Annotated in this window: 14 protein-coding genes; 6 read left to right on the top strand and 8 right to left on the bottom strand. The window is 45.1% G+C overall.

Annotated features, from left to right (window positions below; all coding sequences use genetic code 11):
- Window positions 1-48 precede the first annotated feature (48 nt).
- A complete protein-coding gene (locus ABIE26_RS14425) occupies window positions 49-1,266 on the top strand; it encodes an RtcB family protein (RefSeq protein WP_310141861.1) in 1,218 nt (405 codons plus the stop codon).
- A 32-nt stretch (window positions 1,267-1,298) separates the two neighbouring features.
- Here the strand turns inward: ABIE26_RS14425 and ABIE26_RS14430 are convergent, their stop codons facing one another.
- The 4 genes from ABIE26_RS14430 to ABIE26_RS14445 form a co-directional block, all read right to left on the bottom strand.
- Entirely contained in the window at window positions 1,299-3,614 is a 2,316-nt protein-coding gene (locus ABIE26_RS14430) for a Tex family protein (RefSeq protein WP_310141858.1), read from the bottom strand.
- A 139-nt stretch (window positions 3,615-3,753) separates the two neighbouring features.
- Window positions 3,754-4,740: a pyruvate dehydrogenase complex E1 component subunit beta gene (locus ABIE26_RS14435; protein WP_084238166.1), complete on the bottom strand. Its 987-nt coding sequence runs from the start codon at window positions 4,738-4,740 to the stop codon at window positions 3,754-3,756.
- Window positions 4,741-4,897: 157 nt separating this feature from the next.
- Complete coding sequence (locus tag ABIE26_RS14440; protein WP_310141850.1) at window positions 4,898-7,753, bottom strand: PD-(D/E)XK nuclease family protein; 2,856 nt, start codon at window positions 7,751-7,753, stop codon at window positions 4,898-4,900.
- Window positions 7,754-7,755: 2 nt separating this feature from the next.
- A complete protein-coding gene (locus ABIE26_RS14445) occupies window positions 7,756-10,974 on the bottom strand; it encodes a UvrD-helicase domain-containing protein (RefSeq protein ID WP_310141846.1) in 3,219 nt (1,072 codons plus the stop codon).
- Between the two features lie 65 nt (window positions 10,975-11,039).
- On the opposite strand from ABIE26_RS14445, the gene ABIE26_RS14450 reads away from it, so the two are divergent.
- Entirely contained in the window at window positions 11,040-11,534 is a 495-nt protein-coding gene (locus tag ABIE26_RS14450) for a thioredoxin family protein (protein ID WP_310141844.1), read from the top strand.
- Between the two features lie 6 nt (window positions 11,535-11,540).
- Here the strand turns inward: ABIE26_RS14450 and ABIE26_RS14455 are convergent, their stop codons facing one another.
- Genes ABIE26_RS14455 through ABIE26_RS14465 form a run of 3 tightly spaced genes read right to left on the bottom strand, consistent with a single transcriptional unit; the run spans window position 11,541 to window position 14,706 of the window.
- Window positions 11,541-12,329 carry a tRNA threonylcarbamoyladenosine dehydratase gene (locus ABIE26_RS14455; protein WP_310141842.1) on the bottom strand — a complete coding sequence of 263 codons (789 nt, stop codon included), beginning with the start codon at window positions 12,327-12,329 and terminating at the stop codon, window positions 11,541-11,543.
- A 4-nt stretch (window positions 12,330-12,333) separates the two neighbouring features.
- The gene (locus ABIE26_RS14460; RefSeq protein WP_310141839.1) at window positions 12,334-12,990 is read right to left on the bottom strand and encodes a TatD family hydrolase; all 657 of its coding nucleotides are present in this window, start codon (window positions 12,988-12,990) and stop codon (window positions 12,334-12,336) included.
- Between the two features lie 9 nt (window positions 12,991-12,999).
- The gene (locus ABIE26_RS14465; RefSeq protein WP_310141837.1) at window positions 13,000-14,706 is read right to left on the bottom strand and encodes a glycoside hydrolase family 3 protein; all 1,707 of its coding nucleotides are present in this window, start codon (window positions 14,704-14,706) and stop codon (window positions 13,000-13,002) included.
- Between the two features lie 303 nt (window positions 14,707-15,009).
- Between ABIE26_RS14465 and ABIE26_RS14470 the strand changes: the two genes are divergently transcribed.
- From ABIE26_RS14470 to ABIE26_RS14480, 3 genes are all read left to right on the top strand, one after another.
- The gene (locus ABIE26_RS14470) at window positions 15,010-15,624 is read left to right on the top strand and encodes a porin family protein (RefSeq protein ID WP_310141834.1); all 615 of its coding nucleotides are present in this window, start codon (window positions 15,010-15,012) and stop codon (window positions 15,622-15,624) included.
- Between the two features lie 149 nt (window positions 15,625-15,773).
- Window positions 15,774-17,264 carry a glycerol kinase GlpK gene (glpK, locus tag ABIE26_RS14475; RefSeq protein WP_310141831.1) on the top strand — a complete coding sequence of 497 codons (1,491 nt, stop codon included), beginning with the start codon at window positions 15,774-15,776 and terminating at the stop codon, window positions 17,262-17,264.
- Window positions 17,265-17,297: 33 nt separating this feature from the next.
- Window positions 17,298-18,029 carry an MIP/aquaporin family protein gene (locus tag ABIE26_RS14480; RefSeq protein WP_310141828.1) on the top strand — a complete coding sequence of 244 codons (732 nt, stop codon included), beginning with the start codon at window positions 17,298-17,300 and terminating at the stop codon, window positions 18,027-18,029.
- Window positions 18,030-18,152: 123 nt separating this feature from the next.
- Here the strand turns inward: ABIE26_RS14480 and ABIE26_RS14485 are convergent, their stop codons facing one another.
- Window positions 18,153-18,848, bottom strand: coding sequence for a LytR/AlgR family response regulator transcription factor (locus ABIE26_RS14485; RefSeq protein WP_310141825.1), 696 nt, complete (start codon window positions 18,846-18,848; stop codon window positions 18,153-18,155).
- Window positions 18,849-18,996: 148 nt separating this feature from the next.
- Here ABIE26_RS14485 and ABIE26_RS14490 point away from each other — a divergent pair, with 148 nt between their 5' ends.
- Entirely contained in the window at window positions 18,997-20,406 is a 1,410-nt protein-coding gene (locus ABIE26_RS14490; RefSeq protein ID WP_310141823.1) for a TolC family protein, read from the top strand.

Genomic DNA, 20,406 nt, shown 5'->3' on the forward strand with positions numbered 1-20,406 from the left:
ACCGACGCCCCTGCATAGAAATGCTATGCAGGGTTAAAAGAAGAAAAAATGGAAAAAGAAATCAACGGAACTGAAATTCCTTTAAAAACGCATACAGCCGAGTATGCCCGATACGGCGAAACTCATATTGAAGAGGGCGCCAGAAAACAAATGGACATTGCCATGAAATTACCTGTGACCGTTGCCGGGGCATTAATGCCAGACGCCCACCAGGGCTATGGCCTGCCTATTGGCGGGGTATTGGCCACCCGCAACGCCATTATCCCCTACGGAGTGGGTGTCGATATCGGCTGCAGAATGGCCCTTTCCATCTTCGATATTCCGGAAAGCCATTTTTATGGCAATGAAGCAAAATACAAGCGTGAGCTGATTGCACATACCAAGTTCGGTGCCGGGCATGGCTTCCATGGCCGGGAAAAATCAGATCATGCCATTATGGACAATGCTGATTTTAATGCCACAGCGATGTTAAAACAGCTAAAAGACAAGGCCTATTCACAGCTGGGAAGCTCTGGCGGCGGAAACCATTTTGTGGAATGGGGGATTATAGAATTTGAGAAAAAAGATGAGGTTCTGGGTATTGAAAAAGGAAAATACCTGGCTCTGCTGAGCCACTCAGGTTCTCGTGGGCTTGGCGCAACACTGGCCGGATATTACACCAAATTGGCCAAAGAAGTTTGCAAACTTCCTCAGGAAGCCGCCAATCTGGCCTATCTGGATATGAACACCGAAGCGGGACAGGAATACTGGCTGGCCATGAACCTTGCCGGAGACTACGCTTCTGCCTGCCACCAGGTGATACACGATAAGCTAAGTAAAGCCATTGGCGCCAACGTACTGGCCAAAGTAGAAAACCACCATAACTTTGCCTGGAAAGAGCTATATAATGGCGAGGAGGTGATCGTACACCGAAAAGGCGCTACCCCGGCGGGGAAAGATGTGATGGGAATTATCCCGGGCTCTATGACCGCCCCAGGCTTCCTGGTAAGAGGCAATGGAGAAGAAAAGGCCATCAACTCTGCTGCACACGGTGCAGGACGCCAGATGAGCCGTTCAAAAGCTACCAAAAGCATTTCTAAAGATGAAATGCGAAAAGTACTGGCAGACCATAACGTTACCCTGATTGGAGCGGGCCTGGATGAAGCACCTATGGCTTATAAGGACATCAATAGGGTAATGGAGGCACAAAAAGACCTGGTCCATATTGTTGCCAGGTTTATGCCTAAAATTGTAAGGATGGCCGCTGATGGCAGTCGAGAGGATTAACAAAAAAGAGGAGCTGTAAGGCTCCTCTTTTGCTATTTGAACATATCTTTTAAAGCCTGCAGCTTTAACTGTAAATCTCCATCGGGCAGTTTTTCTTTTTGACCACCTTTTGGACTATGCTGTGGTTTAAGCGGCTTTTTATGCTGCTGTGCCCCTACAGGCTTTGCAAACTTTTTAGACTTGTCTGCCTGTTTATGCTGGTCTTTTTTAGGCTTTGCGTCCAATTCCTTTTTCATCGACAGGGAAATTCTTTTCCTGGCCACATCCACTTCAACAACAGTAACCTCCACTTTCTGATGCACTTTTACCACATCTGCAGCGTTGGCCACAAACTTATCGGCCATCTGGCTGGTATGGACCAAACCGTCCTGATGTACACCGATATCTACAAAAGCACCGAAATTGGTAATATTGGTAACAATACCTGGCAGTTTCATACCTACTTTAAGGTCTGCAACTTCATTTACCCCCTCTGTAAAGCTAAATACCTCAAACTGCTCACGCGGGTCGCGACCTGGTTTGGCCAGCTCGGCCATGATGTCGTTCAGGGTAGGTAAACCAATGTCATCACTCGCATATTGCTGCAGTTTGATCTGCTTTTGTAATTCTGTATCTTTTACCAGCTGGTTGATGCTGCAATTTAAATCCCTGGCCATTCTATGCACCAATGCATAACGCTCTGGATGTACTCCACTTGAATCCAGCACGGCCTCAGCATTTCTGATCCTCAGGAAACCTGCCGCCTGCTCAAAGGCTTTATCACCTAAACGTGGTACTTTTCTCAGGCTTTCCCTGTTTTTAAAGGCTCCATGCTCATTCCGGTAAGCCACAATATTTTGTGCCAGCTGCGGCCCCAGGCCAGATACATAAGCAAGCACCTGCTTTGAAGCGGTATTGAGCTCAACCCCTACAGCATTTACACAACTCATTACCGTATCGTCTAGCGATGCCTGTAATTTATTCTGGTCTACATCATGCTGGTACTGGCCTACTCCTATCGATTTAGGATCTATTTTCACCAGCTCAGCCAGCGGGTCCATTAGCCTGCGGCCAATAGAAACTGCCCCTCTTACGGTAATGTCCTGATTTGGGAATTCCTCACGAGCCACCTCAGAGGCGGAATAGATTGATGCCCCGTTCTCATTCACCATCACTACCACTACGCCCGGAATGTTCAGTCCGCGTACAAATACCTCTGTTTCGCGGCCAGCCGTTCCATTGCCTATGGCTACGGCTTCAATTTCATATTTAGCACAAAGCTCGGTTAGCTTATCGCCAGCTTTCTTAACATTGCCCTGCCCGGTATGTGGATAAATGGTGGTATTTTCCAATAATTTACCCTGTTTATCCAGGCAAACCACTTTACAGCCCGTACGAAAGCCAGGGTCAATGGCAAGCACATTCTTCTGGCCCATTGGTGCAGCAAGCAAAAGCTGTCGTGCATTTTCTGCAAATACCCTGATGGCCTCTTCATCCGCTTTTTCTTTAGAGAGGTTACGGATCTCTGTTTCCATTGCCGGGCCTAACAACCTTTTATAGCTGTCTTGTACAGCCAGCTTAACCTGATCAGCACAGGCATTGTTTCCTTTAACAAATTGATTTTCCAGGATTACAATCGCCCCATCTTCATCAGGCATCGCATCAAGCTTTAAAATGGCCTCGTTCTCGCCTCTTCTTATCGCCAGCACCCGGTGTGAAGGCGCATTTTTCAATGGTTCTTCCCAGTCGAAATAATCTTTGTATTTAATTCCTTCTTCTTCTTTACCCTTAATAACAGTAGATTTAAAGATGGCTTTTTGCTGGAAATAGCTCCGCATAGCTGTCCTTGCCTCGGCATTTTCATTCACCATTTCGGCAATGATGTCCCTGGCGCCTGCCAGTGCTTCGGCAGTAGAAACCACACCCAGCTCATCATTCAAAAACTTGCCGGCTTCGGTTTCAGGATCTGCTTTGGCCTGCGCTAAAATAAACAGGGCCAGAGGCTCCAGTCCTTTCTTGCGCGCTTCAGAGGCCCTGGTCTTACGTTTAGGTTTGTAAGGCAGGTAAATATCTTCTATAGTAGCAATGTCTGTTGCGGCATTAATCTGGCCCTCCAGTTCCGGGCTTAGCTTGTCCAGCGCTGTCAACGCTTTCAAAATAGCTTCCCTGCGTTTATCCAGTTCTCTTAATTGCTGAAACCTGTCGCGGATACCCGCTACCTGCACTTCGTCCAAACTTCCTGTCACTTCTTTCCGGTAACGTGAAATAAAGGGAACCGTAGCCCCTTCATCCAGTAATTCAATAGTAGCGATAACCTGCTCTTCCTTTACTGCCAGCTCGGCAGCAATGATTTTAGAATGATTGCTCATTTAATTTCTGTTTGATATCCTAAATTGCCGCCAAAATTAACCCTAACAATTGACATCCTCAAATAAATATATTGTTAACAAAAAAATCCCCTAGGCTTACCCAGGGGATTTATATTTTTTTGTTGCTTCAGGGCAACGCTTATTTATTTACGTACAATACTTCTTTAACTGCTTTTACTACTCTTTCTGCATTAGGTAAGCTTGCAGCAATTAAAGTAGGCGCATAAGGAAGCGGAACATCTGCACAGGTAATGCGCAGTACAGGAGCATCTAAATAATCAAAAGCATTCTTTTGAACGTTAAATGCAATTTCAGAAGAAATTGAAGCCAATGGCCATGCCTCTTCTACAACCACCAGACGGTTTGTCTTTTTAACAGACTCAATAATGGTAGCATAGTCAATAGGGCGTACAGTACGCAAATCGATAACTTCAACATTGATCCCTTCTTTGGTTAGCTCTTCTACAGCAGGGTTAACTACGCGGGTAAGCATTTTACCAAAAGTAACGATAGTTACATCAGAACCTTCCTTAACCACATTGGCTTTACCAATTGGCAGGTAGTACTCTTCTTCAGGAACCTCGCCTTTATCGCCGTACATTACCTCTGATTCCATGAAAATAACCGGATCTGGATCTAAAATAGCCTGTTTAAGCAAACCTTTGGCTTCGTAAGGCGTAGAAGGAACCACAACCTTTAAACCCGGACAGTTGGCATACCAGTTTTCAAAGTTCTGAGAGTGCTGTGCTCCTAACTGGCCTGCATTACCGGTAGGCCCGCGGAATACGATAGGCACAGGGAACTGCCCGCCACTCATAGACAACATTTTAGCTGCACCGTTAATGATCTGATCTATAGCAACCAGAGAGAAGTTAAAGGTCATAAATTCTACAACCGGAACCAATCCGTTCATTGCTGCCCCTATTGCTATCCCGGCAAAGCCCAATTCAGCAATCGGTGTATCAATTACACGCTTATCGCCAAATTCATCAAGCATACCCTGACTAACCTTATAGGCACCATTGTATTGCGCAACTTCCTCGCCCATAAGGAAAACGTTTTCATTTTTACGCATTTCCTCGCTAAGGGCCTCACGCAAAGCTTCTCTAAATTGAATCTCTCTCATTGTATATTCAAATATTAACTGGCGCAAACTTATACAAAATTGCATTCAAATGCAAGTTTATCCATTGCCCTGAAACCTTTAAAAACAAAGTGTTAACAGCATAAATATATGTTTTGCAAGTCTATAATTTTATCGTGTTTTAATTACACTATCGCCCCTACTTGCCAAATAAAGTTTTATAAATAGAGTATTTATAATTGTCTTCAACCAGGCTCGATTTAAAATAAGGTGCCTCAAAAAGCTCTGTAAGCTTTTCTTTCAGTGCAGATATGAACTCTGGTTTGGCTTCTTCCAGATAATCGCCGGATAAACTTTGCCTGCCCGATTTAAACCATACCCCCTCCTGGCTCATGGTTTTAACCACATACAGATTCGGCTCAACTGCAGTTTTACCTGAGAATTGCTCATAAACGTAAGTATAGAGTAAAGTCTGGATCAGGGCTTTGTTAATGTACTTCCCGTCTGTATTGAACAGTTCGGGAATATCCTTATACGTCAGTTTATCGCTGCCCGTTTTATAGTCAACGATCCGGGTAATGCCGTCTTTTAAATCTACCCGGTCAATAATTCCTCCTATCCTGATGCTGGCCTCTTTTCCATTGAGCGGGAAACTGATATCGGCCTCTACCCATTGCTCCAGGCTTGCAATGCGGAAAGGGGCCTGGGTTTCATCCTGGTTAACTATGATGTTCACGTAGGCCTCTACAATAGCGAGTATCACCTTTTGCATTCCTTTAAAAGCCACCGCCTTATCCGGGTTGTTGAAGATTACCGCAGCAAAGGCTTTTTCGGTCAATGAAGGAATGTCTTTCCTTTTTGCCTTGAGCAGCGGAGTGGTAATTTCCTGGCCAACGCAATCTTCATAAAAATACTCCATTACCTTGTGCAGGATAGAGCCTACCTCGTTGGCCTCTACCACTGCTGTTACCTCCTTAGGTTCTTTAATGCCGGCAATGTAATTGAAAAAGAAATCTATCGGGTTCAGGATGTATTGCGTTAATGCAGAAGGTGAAAGTGTTTTGTTTTTATCCAGGTAACGCTGCAGCCCCGCCTGTATAGCGGCATTTCCTTCTTTTTTGATTTGCACCTCTTTAACCGGCTCTGTTCTTACATTCAGGTCCAGACTGTAATAATTGAAATCAAAGCCACTTTCGTAGGCCAGCTGTTTTAAAATCCGGCTGGGTTCGCCCGAAGTAGATTCATCTGTAAGGCTGTTGTAAACAAAATTGATGTTTTCTGCCCGTTGGATCAACCGGTACACCATATAGGCTGATATGGCATCCTGGTTTTCCAGCACCGGCAAGCCGTATACCCTCCTGATGCTGTCGGGGATAAAGCTGTTTCCCGCAGATGATTTAGGCACAATACCCTCGTTAAAGCCCAGCATCACCACCTTATCAAAATTAAGGTTCCTGGTTTCCAGCAAGCCCATCAGCTGAATGCCCTTTAAAGGATCGCCTGAAAGCGGCACTGCAAGCCCCATGATTGCCTTTTGCACCAGTGATATGATGAAAGGGATCTCTTCATACGCTACATCCCGCCCGAAAGTATCGTACAGCCTGTTCAGCTCCTGTATGGTTTTAACAAAGAGTTCTGCATCAATTTTTTTTAATGTACCTGCGGCAGAGAGCCTTGCCAGTACAAAATTGCACAGTTCCAGCAGCTGCTCCATCACCTCGCCCGCATGGCTGAGCCTTTTGAAAAACACTTCGAACAGGCCTTTCTGGTTAATCAAACGGGGTTGAGGAATTTCAACCTCTTTCTCTGTCAGCAAAGCCCTTTTGATTTTATCACGCATGGCCTGGCTCAGCCCGGTTAGCGGATGTGTTAAAAAGGCTTCTACATTTTTGTAAGACAAGCGCCTGGTTTGCTGAATCTCCAGCTGACAGCTGCTCCAAAGATCTATCAACCCATATACACTGGAAGCCGCCAGGGCAAAACCCATTGTAACGTTCAGCTCAACCTCCTGCCCGTCATAATTCGTTGGAATGGTTTGTAATGCCGGAATCAGCAGGCTTTCATCTGCCAGGACTACAGCAACGGAGGTTTCCTTCCCGGTACCGGTATAGTTCTCTTTTAAAATGCTGTTCAGTATTTTAGCCTGAGCAGCCTGCCCCTGCACACTGTAAACATCTACCTGATGCCTTTCATTACGCATTAAACTGGGGCTGTTTTCAAAGACATTTTTTATCCCCAGTTGATGGATGTTCTTTCTTAAAAACAAACCGGCCTCCTGCAGGGGATCGTCCAGGTAATAGTTATCGGCATCAAAATAAAACAAAGCTTTATCTGCTTCCTGCAGGTTTACAAAAATCCTGGCCTCAGCATTGCTTAATGCATTAAAACCAGCAAAAACCACCTTTCCTTTTTCAAAGTCTGCAATAAAAGCCTGACTGGCTGCATTGCCCTGGGCCAGCTCCCTGTAAATCATCCCATTGGTGATATAGCCCTGCGTTTTTAATGCTTCATGAAACTTATGGTAAAGTTTAGGCATCCGGCGCCACATCTTTATAAAGAGTTCCTGCTGCCGCTTATGCTTCCCTTCGGAATAGGAAGTCCAGAACTGCGAAAGGTACTGGTACTGTTCCGGGCTCAGGTAATCAAAGTCTTTATTGATCACCGAAATATCTTCCAGGTCGCGGTAAATCTTGTCTGCATCCACCAGATCAATATCTATCTGCGAGAAATCGGCCAGCATGATCTTCGCCAGCGGAAAAAATTTATTACCCGAAATGGGGTCCAGCCCCTCTTCGCGGAGCAGCTGGTTATAAATTCTGTGCAGCGTAAAAAACTGTATATAAAAGTCGGCCAGACGATAATCGGTCGATTTTGCAAAAAACTCCTGTACAGTAAAAAAGGAAGGACTAAAAAAAGGCTTTTTGATGAGGTCGGCCAGGTGCTTCTGTAAATAGGCCGCCGGCCTTTTGTTGTTAAAAATGATGGCACAATGCTGCAGGTTGTTACCAAACTTTGCAACCAGATCTTCTGCTAACTCCTGTAAAAATGGCTTCATGTTTAAATAGATTTCAGTTGTTTGGTAACTGCGTAAAACAAATATCCCCTTACTTTGCTGTAACCCATTTCGGTAAACAAGGCCTTATAGCCCAACACCTGTTCTACATGTTCTTTTGTCTGCTCCAGGGTAAATTTATAATCAAGGATGATGACCTCATCGCCAGCCAGAAGTACCCTGTCCGGCCGGTGCATTTTCCCCTCAGCATCAATGATGTTTTTCTCCGTAATGCTTTCAGGGGCCTGGTTTAATATGGCCTGCAATTCGGGATGATTTAAAACCTCCTGCACCGATGTTTTAAGTTCGGCTATTTCCTTTTCTAAAATGGTACCCTCCAGCAGCAGAGTTGACAGATAGTTATCTATTTCCTGTCCTGTTCCGGCATTGGCCAGTACATCGTGAAGTAAAGAACCCCTGCGGCCCGATTTCTGAATGTTCAATACATGCTTTAAATGCTGTTCCTGATCGGGCACATAGAGCTCTGCCAAACGGCTGGTGGTCGGATAATGATCCAGCTCAATCTGCACCGAAGGGCTAACCTGCCCCGCGCGTGCCGGAACTTCATCTACGATCTCATATATATTGTTTTCATCAAAATCATGTTCAAAGGTCATATTCAGCACATCACCAATAGTGCTGAGTTTTGTGCTGTCCTTTTTTGCCATAGTAGCAATGTACAGATAATCGCGCGACCTGGTAGTGGCCACATACAGCATATTTAAGGCATCCATATGGTTGTACAGCAGTTCTTCATAATAGGCTTTTGCAACCGCAGAATTACTGAGGGTCTCATTGTATTTCAGAGGGATGCCCCGCAAGGCTTCAAAAGCAGTGTCTGCTGATGACACCCAGAAAACCGCATTTGCTTTGCCTTTGATTTCCCAATTGCAGAAGGGAATAAATACAGCCCTGAAAGCCAGCCCTTTTGATTTATGAATGGTGATCACCTGTATGGCATCCGCGCTTTCTGGTGAAGGCAGCGATTTGTTTACCCCTTCTTCATCCCACCAGTTTAAAAAAGCCACAATCCCCTTCTCTCCCAATCGGGTGGCATTGGCAGCCAGGTCCCGGAAGGCCAGCAGATAAGGAAGATGGGTTTCCATTTGACCCAGCCCATAGCTATCTATCAGGATCTCTACCAGCTCTGGCAGTGGCAGCTGCATCCAGCTTTGCCAGTTTTCACACAAGGAAGCAGGGAGCACAGCTGTGAGGCCGCTAAAGGAAGTATGGTTTAAATTAAGGTAATGACTGGCATCTGGTGTGATATTTTGCAAGGAATTGTAAAGGGCAATGCAGTTGGCTTTATAGAGCGTAGTTTCACTATCCAGACCAATCAGGGCTTTCATCGTATCTATAATCAACCGAACGCCTATATTGTTCGAGATTTGTAGCGCCTCACCCGAGATGACGTCTATGCCCTGCCCCATCAGTTTTTTAACCGTGGTTACCGCTTCGGTATTGGACCTTACCAATATGGCGATGTCGCGGGCGGCATAGCCCTGCCCTGCTTTAAGGCGGTCTATCTCCGCAATTACTTCGTTCAGGGCAATATCCCTGAAAACCGTTTCGGTGAAACGTTGCTCTTCAGGGGCATCATCTTTTCCTATTTTTCTCAGCTTAATGGTACCCCCAATTGGTGTTTTGGGCGCAAGCTGCTGTGTGGATGTATTGTATATGTCTGTAATGATGCGATCAAAACTTTGTTCCTGCCACCATAAACGTAAATCTTCCGGCTTTCCTTCCAGGCCCTGGTTCAGTTCATTTTGCAGCAGCAAAGGGATAGACTTATAAATGAAATTATTAAAGGTGATGATATGCTCGGCACTCCGGTAGTTTTCTTCCAGGCTTTCCTCCAGCACCCGGTCTGCCCCAATGTCCTGTTTCGCCTGCCGGTGCAGGATATTCCAGTCGCCATTGCGCCACCTGTAAATAGACTGCTTGGTATCCCCTACAATTAAATGGTCTATCAGTTCCCCGCTCGGTGTGGCAATGGCATTGGCAAGCAGTGAACGGAAGCTGTTCCATTGGCTGGTCGAGGTATCCTGGAATTCATCAAACAAAAAGTTACGGTAGCGCGTACCTACTTTTTCCCAGATAAAAGATGGATTATCGCCTGCATCATCTGTAATCCCGGTGATGAGCTTTTGTGCATCGCTGATCAGCAGGTTATCGTTCTCTTCCCTGTAAACCTTTAATAACGAAGCCACCTCCTGCATCAGCCGCAGGTAGTAGAGGTTTTTACTGAACGCTATAGCCAGGGTATAGTTGGGCAGATGCGTTAAATAATATTCCCTTATCGCTTTAAGTATGGGGTTCAGTTCCTGGTAAACGGCATCAAAATTTGTGTTCTTCTGAAACCAGGCATCCGGTTCATCTATAAAATTAAAGAGGGGTTCTATTTTAGAAAAATCGCCATTAACGATGAGTGGGATTTTGGCCAGAGGGCTTACAGATTTCCGGTTCAAATGCTCCTTCTCTACCCCAAAGCGGTTAAATATTTCCTGTGCCTTTATGGCCAGACCAGTCAGTTCTTCTTCAAAGCCTTTTGCTGCAGCCCTGGTAATGCTGATGTACTGTTTAAACAGGTCGTCTATGCTTTCAGAACCAAGCGCATCAATAGCTTCTTCAAAAACCTGGAAACGCTCTTTGAAGATCTCCCCTATAAGGTTGTACAGTTCTACCTTATAGTTCCAGCTCTTGTTGTCGTTTATCCTTTCTATGGCCAGATCGATGATCCACTGCAGCAATTGTTTGTTATGGTCCAAAGCCTCGTCCAGCTTGCCTACAAGGTCATCCTTCACCTTATCGTAATTCATTTCCAGGCTGTAGCCCGCATCAAGGCCAAGTTCAAAGGCAAAGCCCCGGATCACCTTCTGCACAAAACCATCAATGGTGCTCACCGAAAAGCGGCTGTAGTCGTGCAGTATCTTACGGTAAATTTTATCCGATTTTTCTTTCAGGCTTACTGCATCGAGCGAAGGGTTGGCTTTTAAGATGATATCCCGGTAGCTGTCAAACTTTTCATCGCCACTGGCAAAGCCATGCAATACTTCCAGTATCCTGCTTTTCATCTCTTCGGTAGCCTTGTTCGTAAAGGTTACGGCCAGGATTTCACGGTACTTGTTCTCACCAGACAAGAGTAAGGTAAGGTAATGCGCTGTTAAACTGAATGTTTTACCAGAACCGGCAGATGCCTGTAGTATTTTTAATGGCTGGGGCATGGACGAAAATAAAAAATAAAGTGCTTACCTTGTACATTCATAAAAACACTAAAAATTTATTCAAAATGAAAAGACTGCTTATCGTTGCGTTACTGGCAATTACAACTGCCAGCTTTGCGCAGGAAAAAAAAGAAGCTGTAAAAATTTACAATCCTGGTGCCAATGCAAGGGCCGACATTGATGCGGCCGTGGGCAAAGCCAAAAAAGCGGGCAAACATGTATTTATACAGGTTGGGGGCAACTGGTGTGGTTGGTGTATCCTGTTCCATAAACTGGTTGACGCTACACCCGAACTTAAAAACTACTTAGATACGAATTACGAAACTGTGCTGGTAAATTACAGCCAGGAGAACAAAAACGAAGCAGTAATGGCCAGTCTGGGCTTTCCGGGCAGGTTTGGCTTCCCTGTGTTTGTCATCCTTGATGGAAACGGCAAGGTAATCCACATCCAGAACTCTGCCTACCTGGAAGAAGGTAAAGGCCATGATGTTAAAAAGGTAATGGACTTTTTAAAAGGCTGGACCTTTGCCGCAGTACAACCTGCAAATAACAAATACTAAAGCTGGTTAAGGTTTTTTCTTTTTAGCTGCTGCTTTCAGGTTAATTCTGGGAGGTCGTTGCGCCATGGCTATGGGCTGACCAAGCAGATCCCTGATGACTACAGAAGCGCATACCCCACCAAAAGCTGCAGGCAGGTAAGAGATGGTACCATAGGCCGAACGTTTAAAGTTACTCCCATCGGTCATCACCAGGGAGTCTTTAGCCACAGGTTCAATGGAAAATACAGCTTTTACCTGCTCATAGTTTCGCAGCTTCTTGATGCGTTTTCTTACATACTGGGCAAAAACACATTGATAGGTATCTGGCAGCCAGGTTACCCTGAGCTGTGTAGGATCCATTTTTCCCCCGGCTCCCATAGAACTCACAATGGGCATGTTCTTTTCCAGGGCGCTCGACAGCAGGATAACCTTCGGGGTGATGCTGTCAATGCAATCCATAATGTAGTCAAAGCGCAGCTCCATCAGTTCCCTGCATTTCTGAGGGGTCAGAAAATCCCTGATCACATGTAGTTTAAGTTCCGGATTAATGGCCAGCAAACGCTCCTGCATAATGTCGGCTTTGCTTTGCCCATGATTGGTTGCCAGGGCAGGCAGCTGCCGGTTACGATTGGTAGGGTCAACCACGTCACCATCCACAATGGTCATTTCTCCTACGCCAGAACGGCAGATAAACTCTGCAGCAAAAGATCCTACACCACCAAGGCCAACCACCAGCACGTGTTTTTGCTGCAAAAGACCGATCCCTTCATTTCCGACCAGCAATGCAGAGCGCGATAACCAGTTTACATCAGACATATAATTAAATGAGCTTTATTTTTTTCCAGCTGGCAAAAATAAGTGCTTTTACCTCTGTTACGGTAGAGTTTTTAAAATTCGCTGCAGCCTGGTAAATTTCTTCGATGCTGCAAGTGGCATCATCGGTTTCCAGAAAAAAAACATCCGTATGTTTCAACAGGCTTGCAGCACCTGAATCTGCATTCAGTATAGCTTTGCCAAAAGAAAGGTAAAAACCCTTAGACAGCAATTGCAGGCCAAGTTCCTGGTGTTTATTAAAGCCATGGATAATGAGGGGCACACTGGGTTGCATTTCCCTTTTCAGGGCCATCAGCTCATCGTAACACCTTACACAATGCAGGATTACCGGCTTTTGCAAAGCTTCGGCAAGAAGGATTTGCTTCTTCAGCATCAGCAGCTGGTGCTCCAGCGTTTCGCCCTTTAAGCGGTCTAAACCACATTCGCCGATCAGTTTAACCGCTGGTCCTTTTGCAAATTCGCTGAGCCGGTCATAGTCACGATCAAAATTTTGCATGGTGGCAAACCAGGGATGCAGGCCCGCCGAGCATTCCTTACCTTCGGGTAATGCTGGCAAAATATCTCCTGTTAATGTAAGACTTAAGATACTCCGGGTTTCCGGCTCTTTATTGTCCTGATGGGTATGGATATCTAAAAATTGCAAAGCAAAAGATTACAGCCCGTCGCCATATTTAAAAAATGTATTTACGGTAACCGGTAGTTTCCCTGTTGCTACAACCTGATTTTTAATAACCAATGCGGCTGCTTTTTGCATAAAGTCTTCCTTCTGATAAGCAACAACAAGGCCTTTACTTTGCTCCAGACCAGCTAAGGCCGACAAATTATACGGATTGGCAAACAGGGCAAATACAGCGTTGCTTAACGACAGGTCTTTAATGAACATCTTCAGGTCGGCACTCAGCACCATACCGTTCCCCGGCCTTGTCCGCGTATCATGAATACCGATGATGATCTGGTCAAACGCTTTCAGATCGCGTAAAACCTTTGCAATGGCATTGGCATTGGCGTTTTTATCCAATGTATAAAATATGGCATTTTTATAATACTCACCAAGTTCGCGCTGAAAAGTGGTTACCTCTGGTGTACCTATACTGATGATAACAGTTCGTTTGCCGGCGTTCAGCTGCTGTATGTGCTCTTTCCCCCGCAACACAGTCATAGATGCATTTGCAAGTTGCTGCAGCAGCGCCAAGCTTTCCGGCCTGTTCACTTCGGCAAATACATTCTGTTCATTAACGGTATCTTTAACATTTAAACCCGCCCAGTATTTAGCGGTAAGGATCTTTTTTACACTGGCATCAATCTGTTCCATTGGAATGCGGTCTTCCCTTATGGCTTTCCGCACCAGTTTAATGGCCCGGGCACTGTTTTCCGATAGCTCTAAAATATCGTTTCCGGCAATGATGCCCATTACATCCGCTTCCCCGTCGCTGAAATGCTTAACCACACCTTTCATACCCATGGCATCGGAAATCACAATCCCTTTAAAGCCAAGCTCTTCTTTCAGCAAACCCGTAACAATTGGCCTGGATAAGGTAGACGGCATATTAGGTGTATTGTCCAGCGCCGGAATATTCATGTGTGCAATCATTACACCGGCAGCGCCCTGGTTAATCAGTTCTTTAAAGGGATAAATCTCCAGGCTGTCCAAACGGGCTTTCGTAAAATTCAATTGGGGCAGGTCATAATGAGAGTCTACATCGGTATCGCCATGGCCCGGAAAATGCTTGATACTAACCAGCAGCCTGCCATCCTGCATGCCTTTCATATAAGCTGCAGCCTTTGTAGCAACATTATATTTATTCTCGCCGAAAGAACGGAAGTTGATTACCGGATTTTTAGGGTTATTGTTTACATCCACATCTGGCGCGAGGTTCATGTGCATGCCTATCCTTCTGTAATCTTTGGCTACCTCAAGGCCCATTTTATAGAGCAGGTCTTTATCCTGTACCGCCCCAAGGGCCATCTGGTAAGGATAGGAAATGGTACTGTCCAAACGCATCCCCAGCCCCCACTCGCCATCAGAAGTAATCAGCAAAGGAACCCGGGCCAGTGACTGGTACTTATTGGTCAGAATGGCTTGTCTGCCCGGACCTCCCTGGAAAAACACCAGGCCGCCCACGCGTTCTTTTTTTATCACCATCCCTATAGAGTCTTCATAGGCCTTTCCAAAATTGGTATGTGCCCTCACAAAAAACATTTGTGCAATTTTTTGTCGCCTGCTTAACTTTTTAAATACTGAGTCTACCCATTCATTAGGTTCCTGAAGGGTTTGCAGGTAGCTTTTTGTTTGTGCTATGGAGGTGTTTATACTAACTATTAGAAGAAAAGAGGCTATAAAAAAGTGTCTGAAATTCATTTGTATGATGCTGGTTAAATCTCAAAGTTAAGGATTTTTCCATTTTTGTGGCCTTATAAAAAACTGAGCCGGGCATAAATATGGCACGAAGGTTAATGATGACCCGAGCCCCCGCAATTGTATCAAATTTGATACAATTCCTATAAAAAGACAGCCCTGTTAAAAATTAACCCCCTTTTGTTTTAAAACACCTAATTAACTGGCTGTAAAATAGATTCTGACCTGATTTCTTAAAAACTGGTCGTCATTTTAAAAAAGCTGGCACATTTCTTTCACTGGTCAGGTCATTAAAACATACACAACATGAAAAAATTAATTATCCTGGCCATAGGCCTATTTGCAGCAACAGCTGCCAGCGCACAAAGCCCGATCAGATTGGGTGTTAAAGCAGGTTTAAATTTACCCAATATCATTAAAGATGATGGCAACAATGACTTTAAAACAAAACTGAACCCTGGATTTAATGCTGGTGTTACCTTAGATATCAACCTGATTAAAGGGTTAGCCTTTACTCCTGAGCTATTATACTCAACCAAAGGCTATAAAGCAGAAACCCTGTTTGGCGACTTTACGCAAACTACCAGTTTTATTGATATTCCGATCCTGGCCAGCATCAACCTGGGCGGAAGCGGGTTAAACCTGGTAGCAGGTCCGCAGGTTTCCTTTTTGCTGTCTACCAAAAATAAATTCGAAAATGGATTTGGAACAGCCGAACAGGAAATTATCGAAGATAAATCTGATCGTTTCAAAAAGAGCCTTGTTGGTGGTGTAATCGGTTTCAGATATGATGTAAACGAAAAAGTTGACATTCATGGCCGCTATGCCTTAGACTTCCAGAAAAACAATGAAAATGGAACCCGTGAAACTCCTGAATATAAAAACCAGGTATTTTCTGTAGGACTTGGCATAAAATTCTAAAGACCCTATATCCCTTCCATATTCCCTATGGAAAATCAGGCCCCGGATGCTGTATTCAGCACCGGGGTTATTTTTTTACACTTATCTTTTACTTTCGATAATGATTCCGTATACTTACGTTTTGTTACACATTATTGCAATTATAAATTATGAGCAAGTTTATTCTATCCTTTGATCAGGGAACCACAAGTTCAAGGGCAATTGTATTTAATAAGGAAGGCGGCATTGTATCTATTGCCCAGAAAGAGTTTGAACAGATATATCCTCAGCCTGGATGGGTAGAACACAATGCCAGCGAAATATGGTCTACGCAGATTGCTGTAGCAACCGAGGCCATTGTAAAAGCAGGGCTTACACCAACCGAAATTGCAGCAATCGGCATTACCAACCAACGCGAAACCACGGTACTCTGGGATAAAAAAACAGGCGAACCTCTTTGCAATGCGATAGTGTGGCAAGACAGAAGAACATCGGCCTATTGCGACGAGCTTAAGGCAAAAGGCCTGGCAAAAACAATACAGGACAAGACAGGCTTGATATTAGATGCCTATTTTTCTGCCACCAAGATCAAATGGATTCTTGACCATGTTGAGGGCGCCAGGGAAAAAGCAGTGGCCGGAGATATCGCTTTCGGTACTATAGACTCCTGGCTGATCTGGAGATTAACAGATGGCAGGGTGCATGTTACCGATGTGAGCAATGCATCCCGAACCATGATCTATAATATCCATACCCTGGATTGGGACCAGGAGCTACTTGATTTATTTAACATTCCAAAAAACACCCTTCCGGAAGTCAAATCCTCGAGCGAGGTGTATGGCGAAACGACAGGCAATGTACTGGCCGCCAAAATCCCAATTGCCGGTATTGCCGGTGATCAGCAAGCCGCGTTATTCGGGCAAATGTGTACCGAAACCGGTATGGTTAAAAATACTTATGGCACCGGTTGTTTTATGCTGATGAACATTGGCGATAAGCCCATCGTTTCGCAAAACAACCTGGTAACCACCATTGCCTGGAAAATAAACGGAAAAGTACAATACGCCCTGGAAGGCAGCATATTTATTGGCGGGGCTGTAGTACAATGGCTAAGGGACGGGCTGGGCATCATCAGCTCATCTGCCGAAGTAGAAACACTGGCCTTAAAAGTAAATGACACCGGCGGTGTATACCTGGTACCTGCATTTGCCGGCCTGGGTGCACCGCACTGGAACCAGGATGCACGCGGAACCATTACAGGGATAACCCGCGGAACTACGGCTGCGCACCTGGCCAGGGCAGCCATTGAAAGTATAGCTTTCCAGACCATGGAAGTGCTGAAAGCCATGGAGGCTGACTCCGGCCACCGCATCAAAGAGCTGCGCGTAGACGGCGGGGCTACTGCAAATGATATATTGATGCAGTTCCAGGCCGACCTACTGGATACCACGGTAATCCGCCCTAAGGTAACTGAAGTAACCGCACTGGGTGCAGCCTACCTGGCAGGACTGGCTGTGGGCTATTGGAACAGCATGGACGACATCAGCGGACAATGGAAAATTGACAAGAATTTTAAAGCCGGCAATACCGACAACATTGCCGAACGTATTAAGGGTTGGAACAGGGCCGTAAAAGCCGCCAAAGCCAATGCCGAAAACTAATCCATTTATAAACCAAATTTAAACTTAATCAACATGTCTCCTTTTACAGCCGAAGTGCTCGGCACAATGTTTATGATTTTACTGGGCAACGGCGTTGTTGCCAATGTAGTTCTGAAGGGAACCAAAGGGAATAATGGCGGATGGATGGTAATTACCACCGCCTGGGCGCTTGCCGTATTTGTTGGAGTGGTTATTGCCGGTCCGTACAGCACAGCACACCTTAACCCGGCGGTAACCATCGGCCTGGCCATCGCCGGTAAATTTCCCTGGGCAGATGCGCCCCTTTATATTGCTGCGCAATTTCTCGGCGCTATGCTGGGTTCTTTCCTGGTATGGCTGTTATTTAAAGACTTTTATGCAGGTACGGAAGATAAAGGAGCAAAACAAGCTACTTTCTGTACTGCCCCGGCCATCCCGAACACCATATCCAACCTGATCAGCGAGATTCTCGGAACCTTTGTATTGCTTTTTGTGATATTTCACTTTACCAATGCAGAAATGGGTGCAGATAAAAGCCCCATCGGACTGGGCTCCATCGGTGCACTGCCGGTAACTTTCCTGGTATGGGTAATCGGCTTATCGCTAGGGGGTACAACAGGCTATGCCATCAACCCTGCCCGTGACTTAGGGCCAAGGATCATGCATGCCATACTGCCCGTTGCCGGAAAAGGCGACAACAACTGGGGCTATGCCTGGATACCGGTAATTGGCCCGGTAATAGGCTCAGCCCTTGCAGCAATGCTGTATATGTACGTTAAAGTTTAAAAATAACCGTTCTCTTCAGCGGCTGCATTAATTCAGATTTTTCTTATCGAAAAATCCGAACAAACGCTGAGCAGAACGGTTTATTTTCTTCCCTTAAATAAGCACGATATGCTTTCAAAAAACTTAAAGTATCTGCATCCGCTTGTATAAAGCCGCCCTGTAAGCATCGGAAACAGGCACCATATTGCGATGTACAATCAGCGTTCCGCCTTCAATGGTATCTATTTTACCAACGTTAATGATAAAAGACCTGTGCACCCTCAAAAAGGTGTTTTTAGAGAGTTTTTCTTCTACCGACTTTAAAGAAGAGTGAATGGAATAAGTATGATCGGCCATATTGATCCTTACATAATCGCCCCTGGCCTCCATATATAAAATATCGCTGACCTTTACTCTGCGTACCACATTGGAATCCCGTATAAATACAAATTCGTCTTCTTTATCAACAAAGGCCAGGTTCTTGGTGAGCAGCATCCTTCGTGCCTTTTCTACAGCCTGCAGAAAGCGCGCCGGACTAATGGGCTTGATCAGAAAGTCCACCACATTAAGATCAAAGGCAGTGGCCGCATAATCTACCGTAGAGGTGGTAAAAATAACCATGGGGCGCTTCTCTCCCAGACTTTTGACCAGATCAATGCCGCTCATGTCAGGCATCTCAATATCAAGAAACAGGATGTCAATGTCATTCAACTGTATTTGTCTATAGGCTTCACCAGCATCATAACATTCTCCTACAACCTTTAGCGACGGCTCCAGGCTGGTCATCTTTTTAAGGATACTGAGGTCTATTATGTTGTCGTCAACAATTAAGCAGTTCATTTTGGGTTAGGGAATGATTATCCTAAAATAGAAATAATAAACAAAAGATTAAAATGCTGAACAAACTGAATAGGCATGAAATTTGGCATTTCCGGTTTAAAAGAATTTTCTTTATATTAATACCAGTCTATCATTAACACTTCTACTGATGAGAAACACTCTTTCTTGCCTGGTTTTGTCATTGCTCTCACTGGGCTACTGCAAGGCACAGCAGGCCCCCAATTTCAGGGAACTTTTGGACAGTGCCCTGGTGCGGGATGCAGAACTTAAATTGCAGCAAAACAAAAATAAAGTCACATCGCTTGATCAACATAAGCTTAAAGATATTTTCCTCCCTACCCTTGAACTGAGCGGCACTGCAGGTTACATGAATGCAACCATGCACCTGGTTTCTCCAGAAATTAATCTGCAACCCTTTCTGAATATCCCTGAAGGGAAATACAACAATAACCTCAACATATCCGGCTTTTCTGGTCTGGCAAAGGCCGAAGCCAAAATGCTGCTTTATTCGGGAGGAAAAGTACAATATCTAAGTAAAGCGCTGCAGGAGAAAAAAATGTCGGAAGAAGCATTGCTGGAAAAAACAAAGGACGAAGCAATCGCTGTAATTTCCCGGGCCTACGATCAGCTCGCCCTGGTACACCAGTCGAAAAAAGTACTGGATGAAGCTAAAAAGAGACTGACTGCAAACCGTAAAACGGCAGACAAAGCCTTGGGCTACGGGCTGATTACACCTTACGATCATAAAAAGATAGAACTTGCCCAGGCGAGCCTGGATGCAAAAATGGTTGAATATGAAGGCAAGAAAGCGCTTTTGTTAACACAGCTTGAAGTACTGACTGGTATTGCTCCCGAACGGCTCCGGCTTATTGAACCCCTGCTGGTAGCAGCAACACCCACTACAGCGCAGAAAACCATTGAAGACCGTGCCGAGATCCGCGCCCTGAACTTTGGCATCAACGCATCAGATTATAAAATAAAAGCGGAAAAAACGTGGTGGATACCCAAAGTACAAATGATGGCCTCAGCCTACTATTTTGGGCTGTACGAAAGTAGGGTAAAAACATCTGAAAATGTGATCCCTGCAATACCTTCCCTCAATTATCCGGGCAGGAAACTGGATTGGAGGCCAACAAACTTAAATACCTTTCCCTTGCTTATGGCCGGACTGGGCTTTAAATGGGAGTTGTTTGACGGGCGTGAAGGAAAACATGCCATCGAAACGGCCCGCATAGACCGGGAATCCCTGCAAATCCAGAAAGAAGACGCCATGCGCAAGCTGACTTTAAACAAAGCTAATAATCAGTCGGCTTACGACATAGCCAATGCCCAGATTGCCTTAAAAAAGAAAGAAAAAGATATCGCTAAAGATGGATTGGTACAGGCCGAAAAAGAATTCCGGTACGGTATGACCAAGTCTACCCAGCTGATGGAAGCTGAAAATGACCTTGTAACCGCAGAACTGGATTATCAGAATGCCATTTTTAACCAGCGCAGGGCAGCCGTTGAATTGATGCGCGCTACGCAGGAACTGGACATAAAGAAACTGTATGAGTAA

The sequence above is a fragment of the Pedobacter africanus genome (assembly GCF_040548825.1).
In the GTDB taxonomy this organism is placed as follows: domain Bacteria; phylum Bacteroidota; class Bacteroidia; order Sphingobacteriales; family Sphingobacteriaceae; genus Pedobacter; species Pedobacter africanus_A.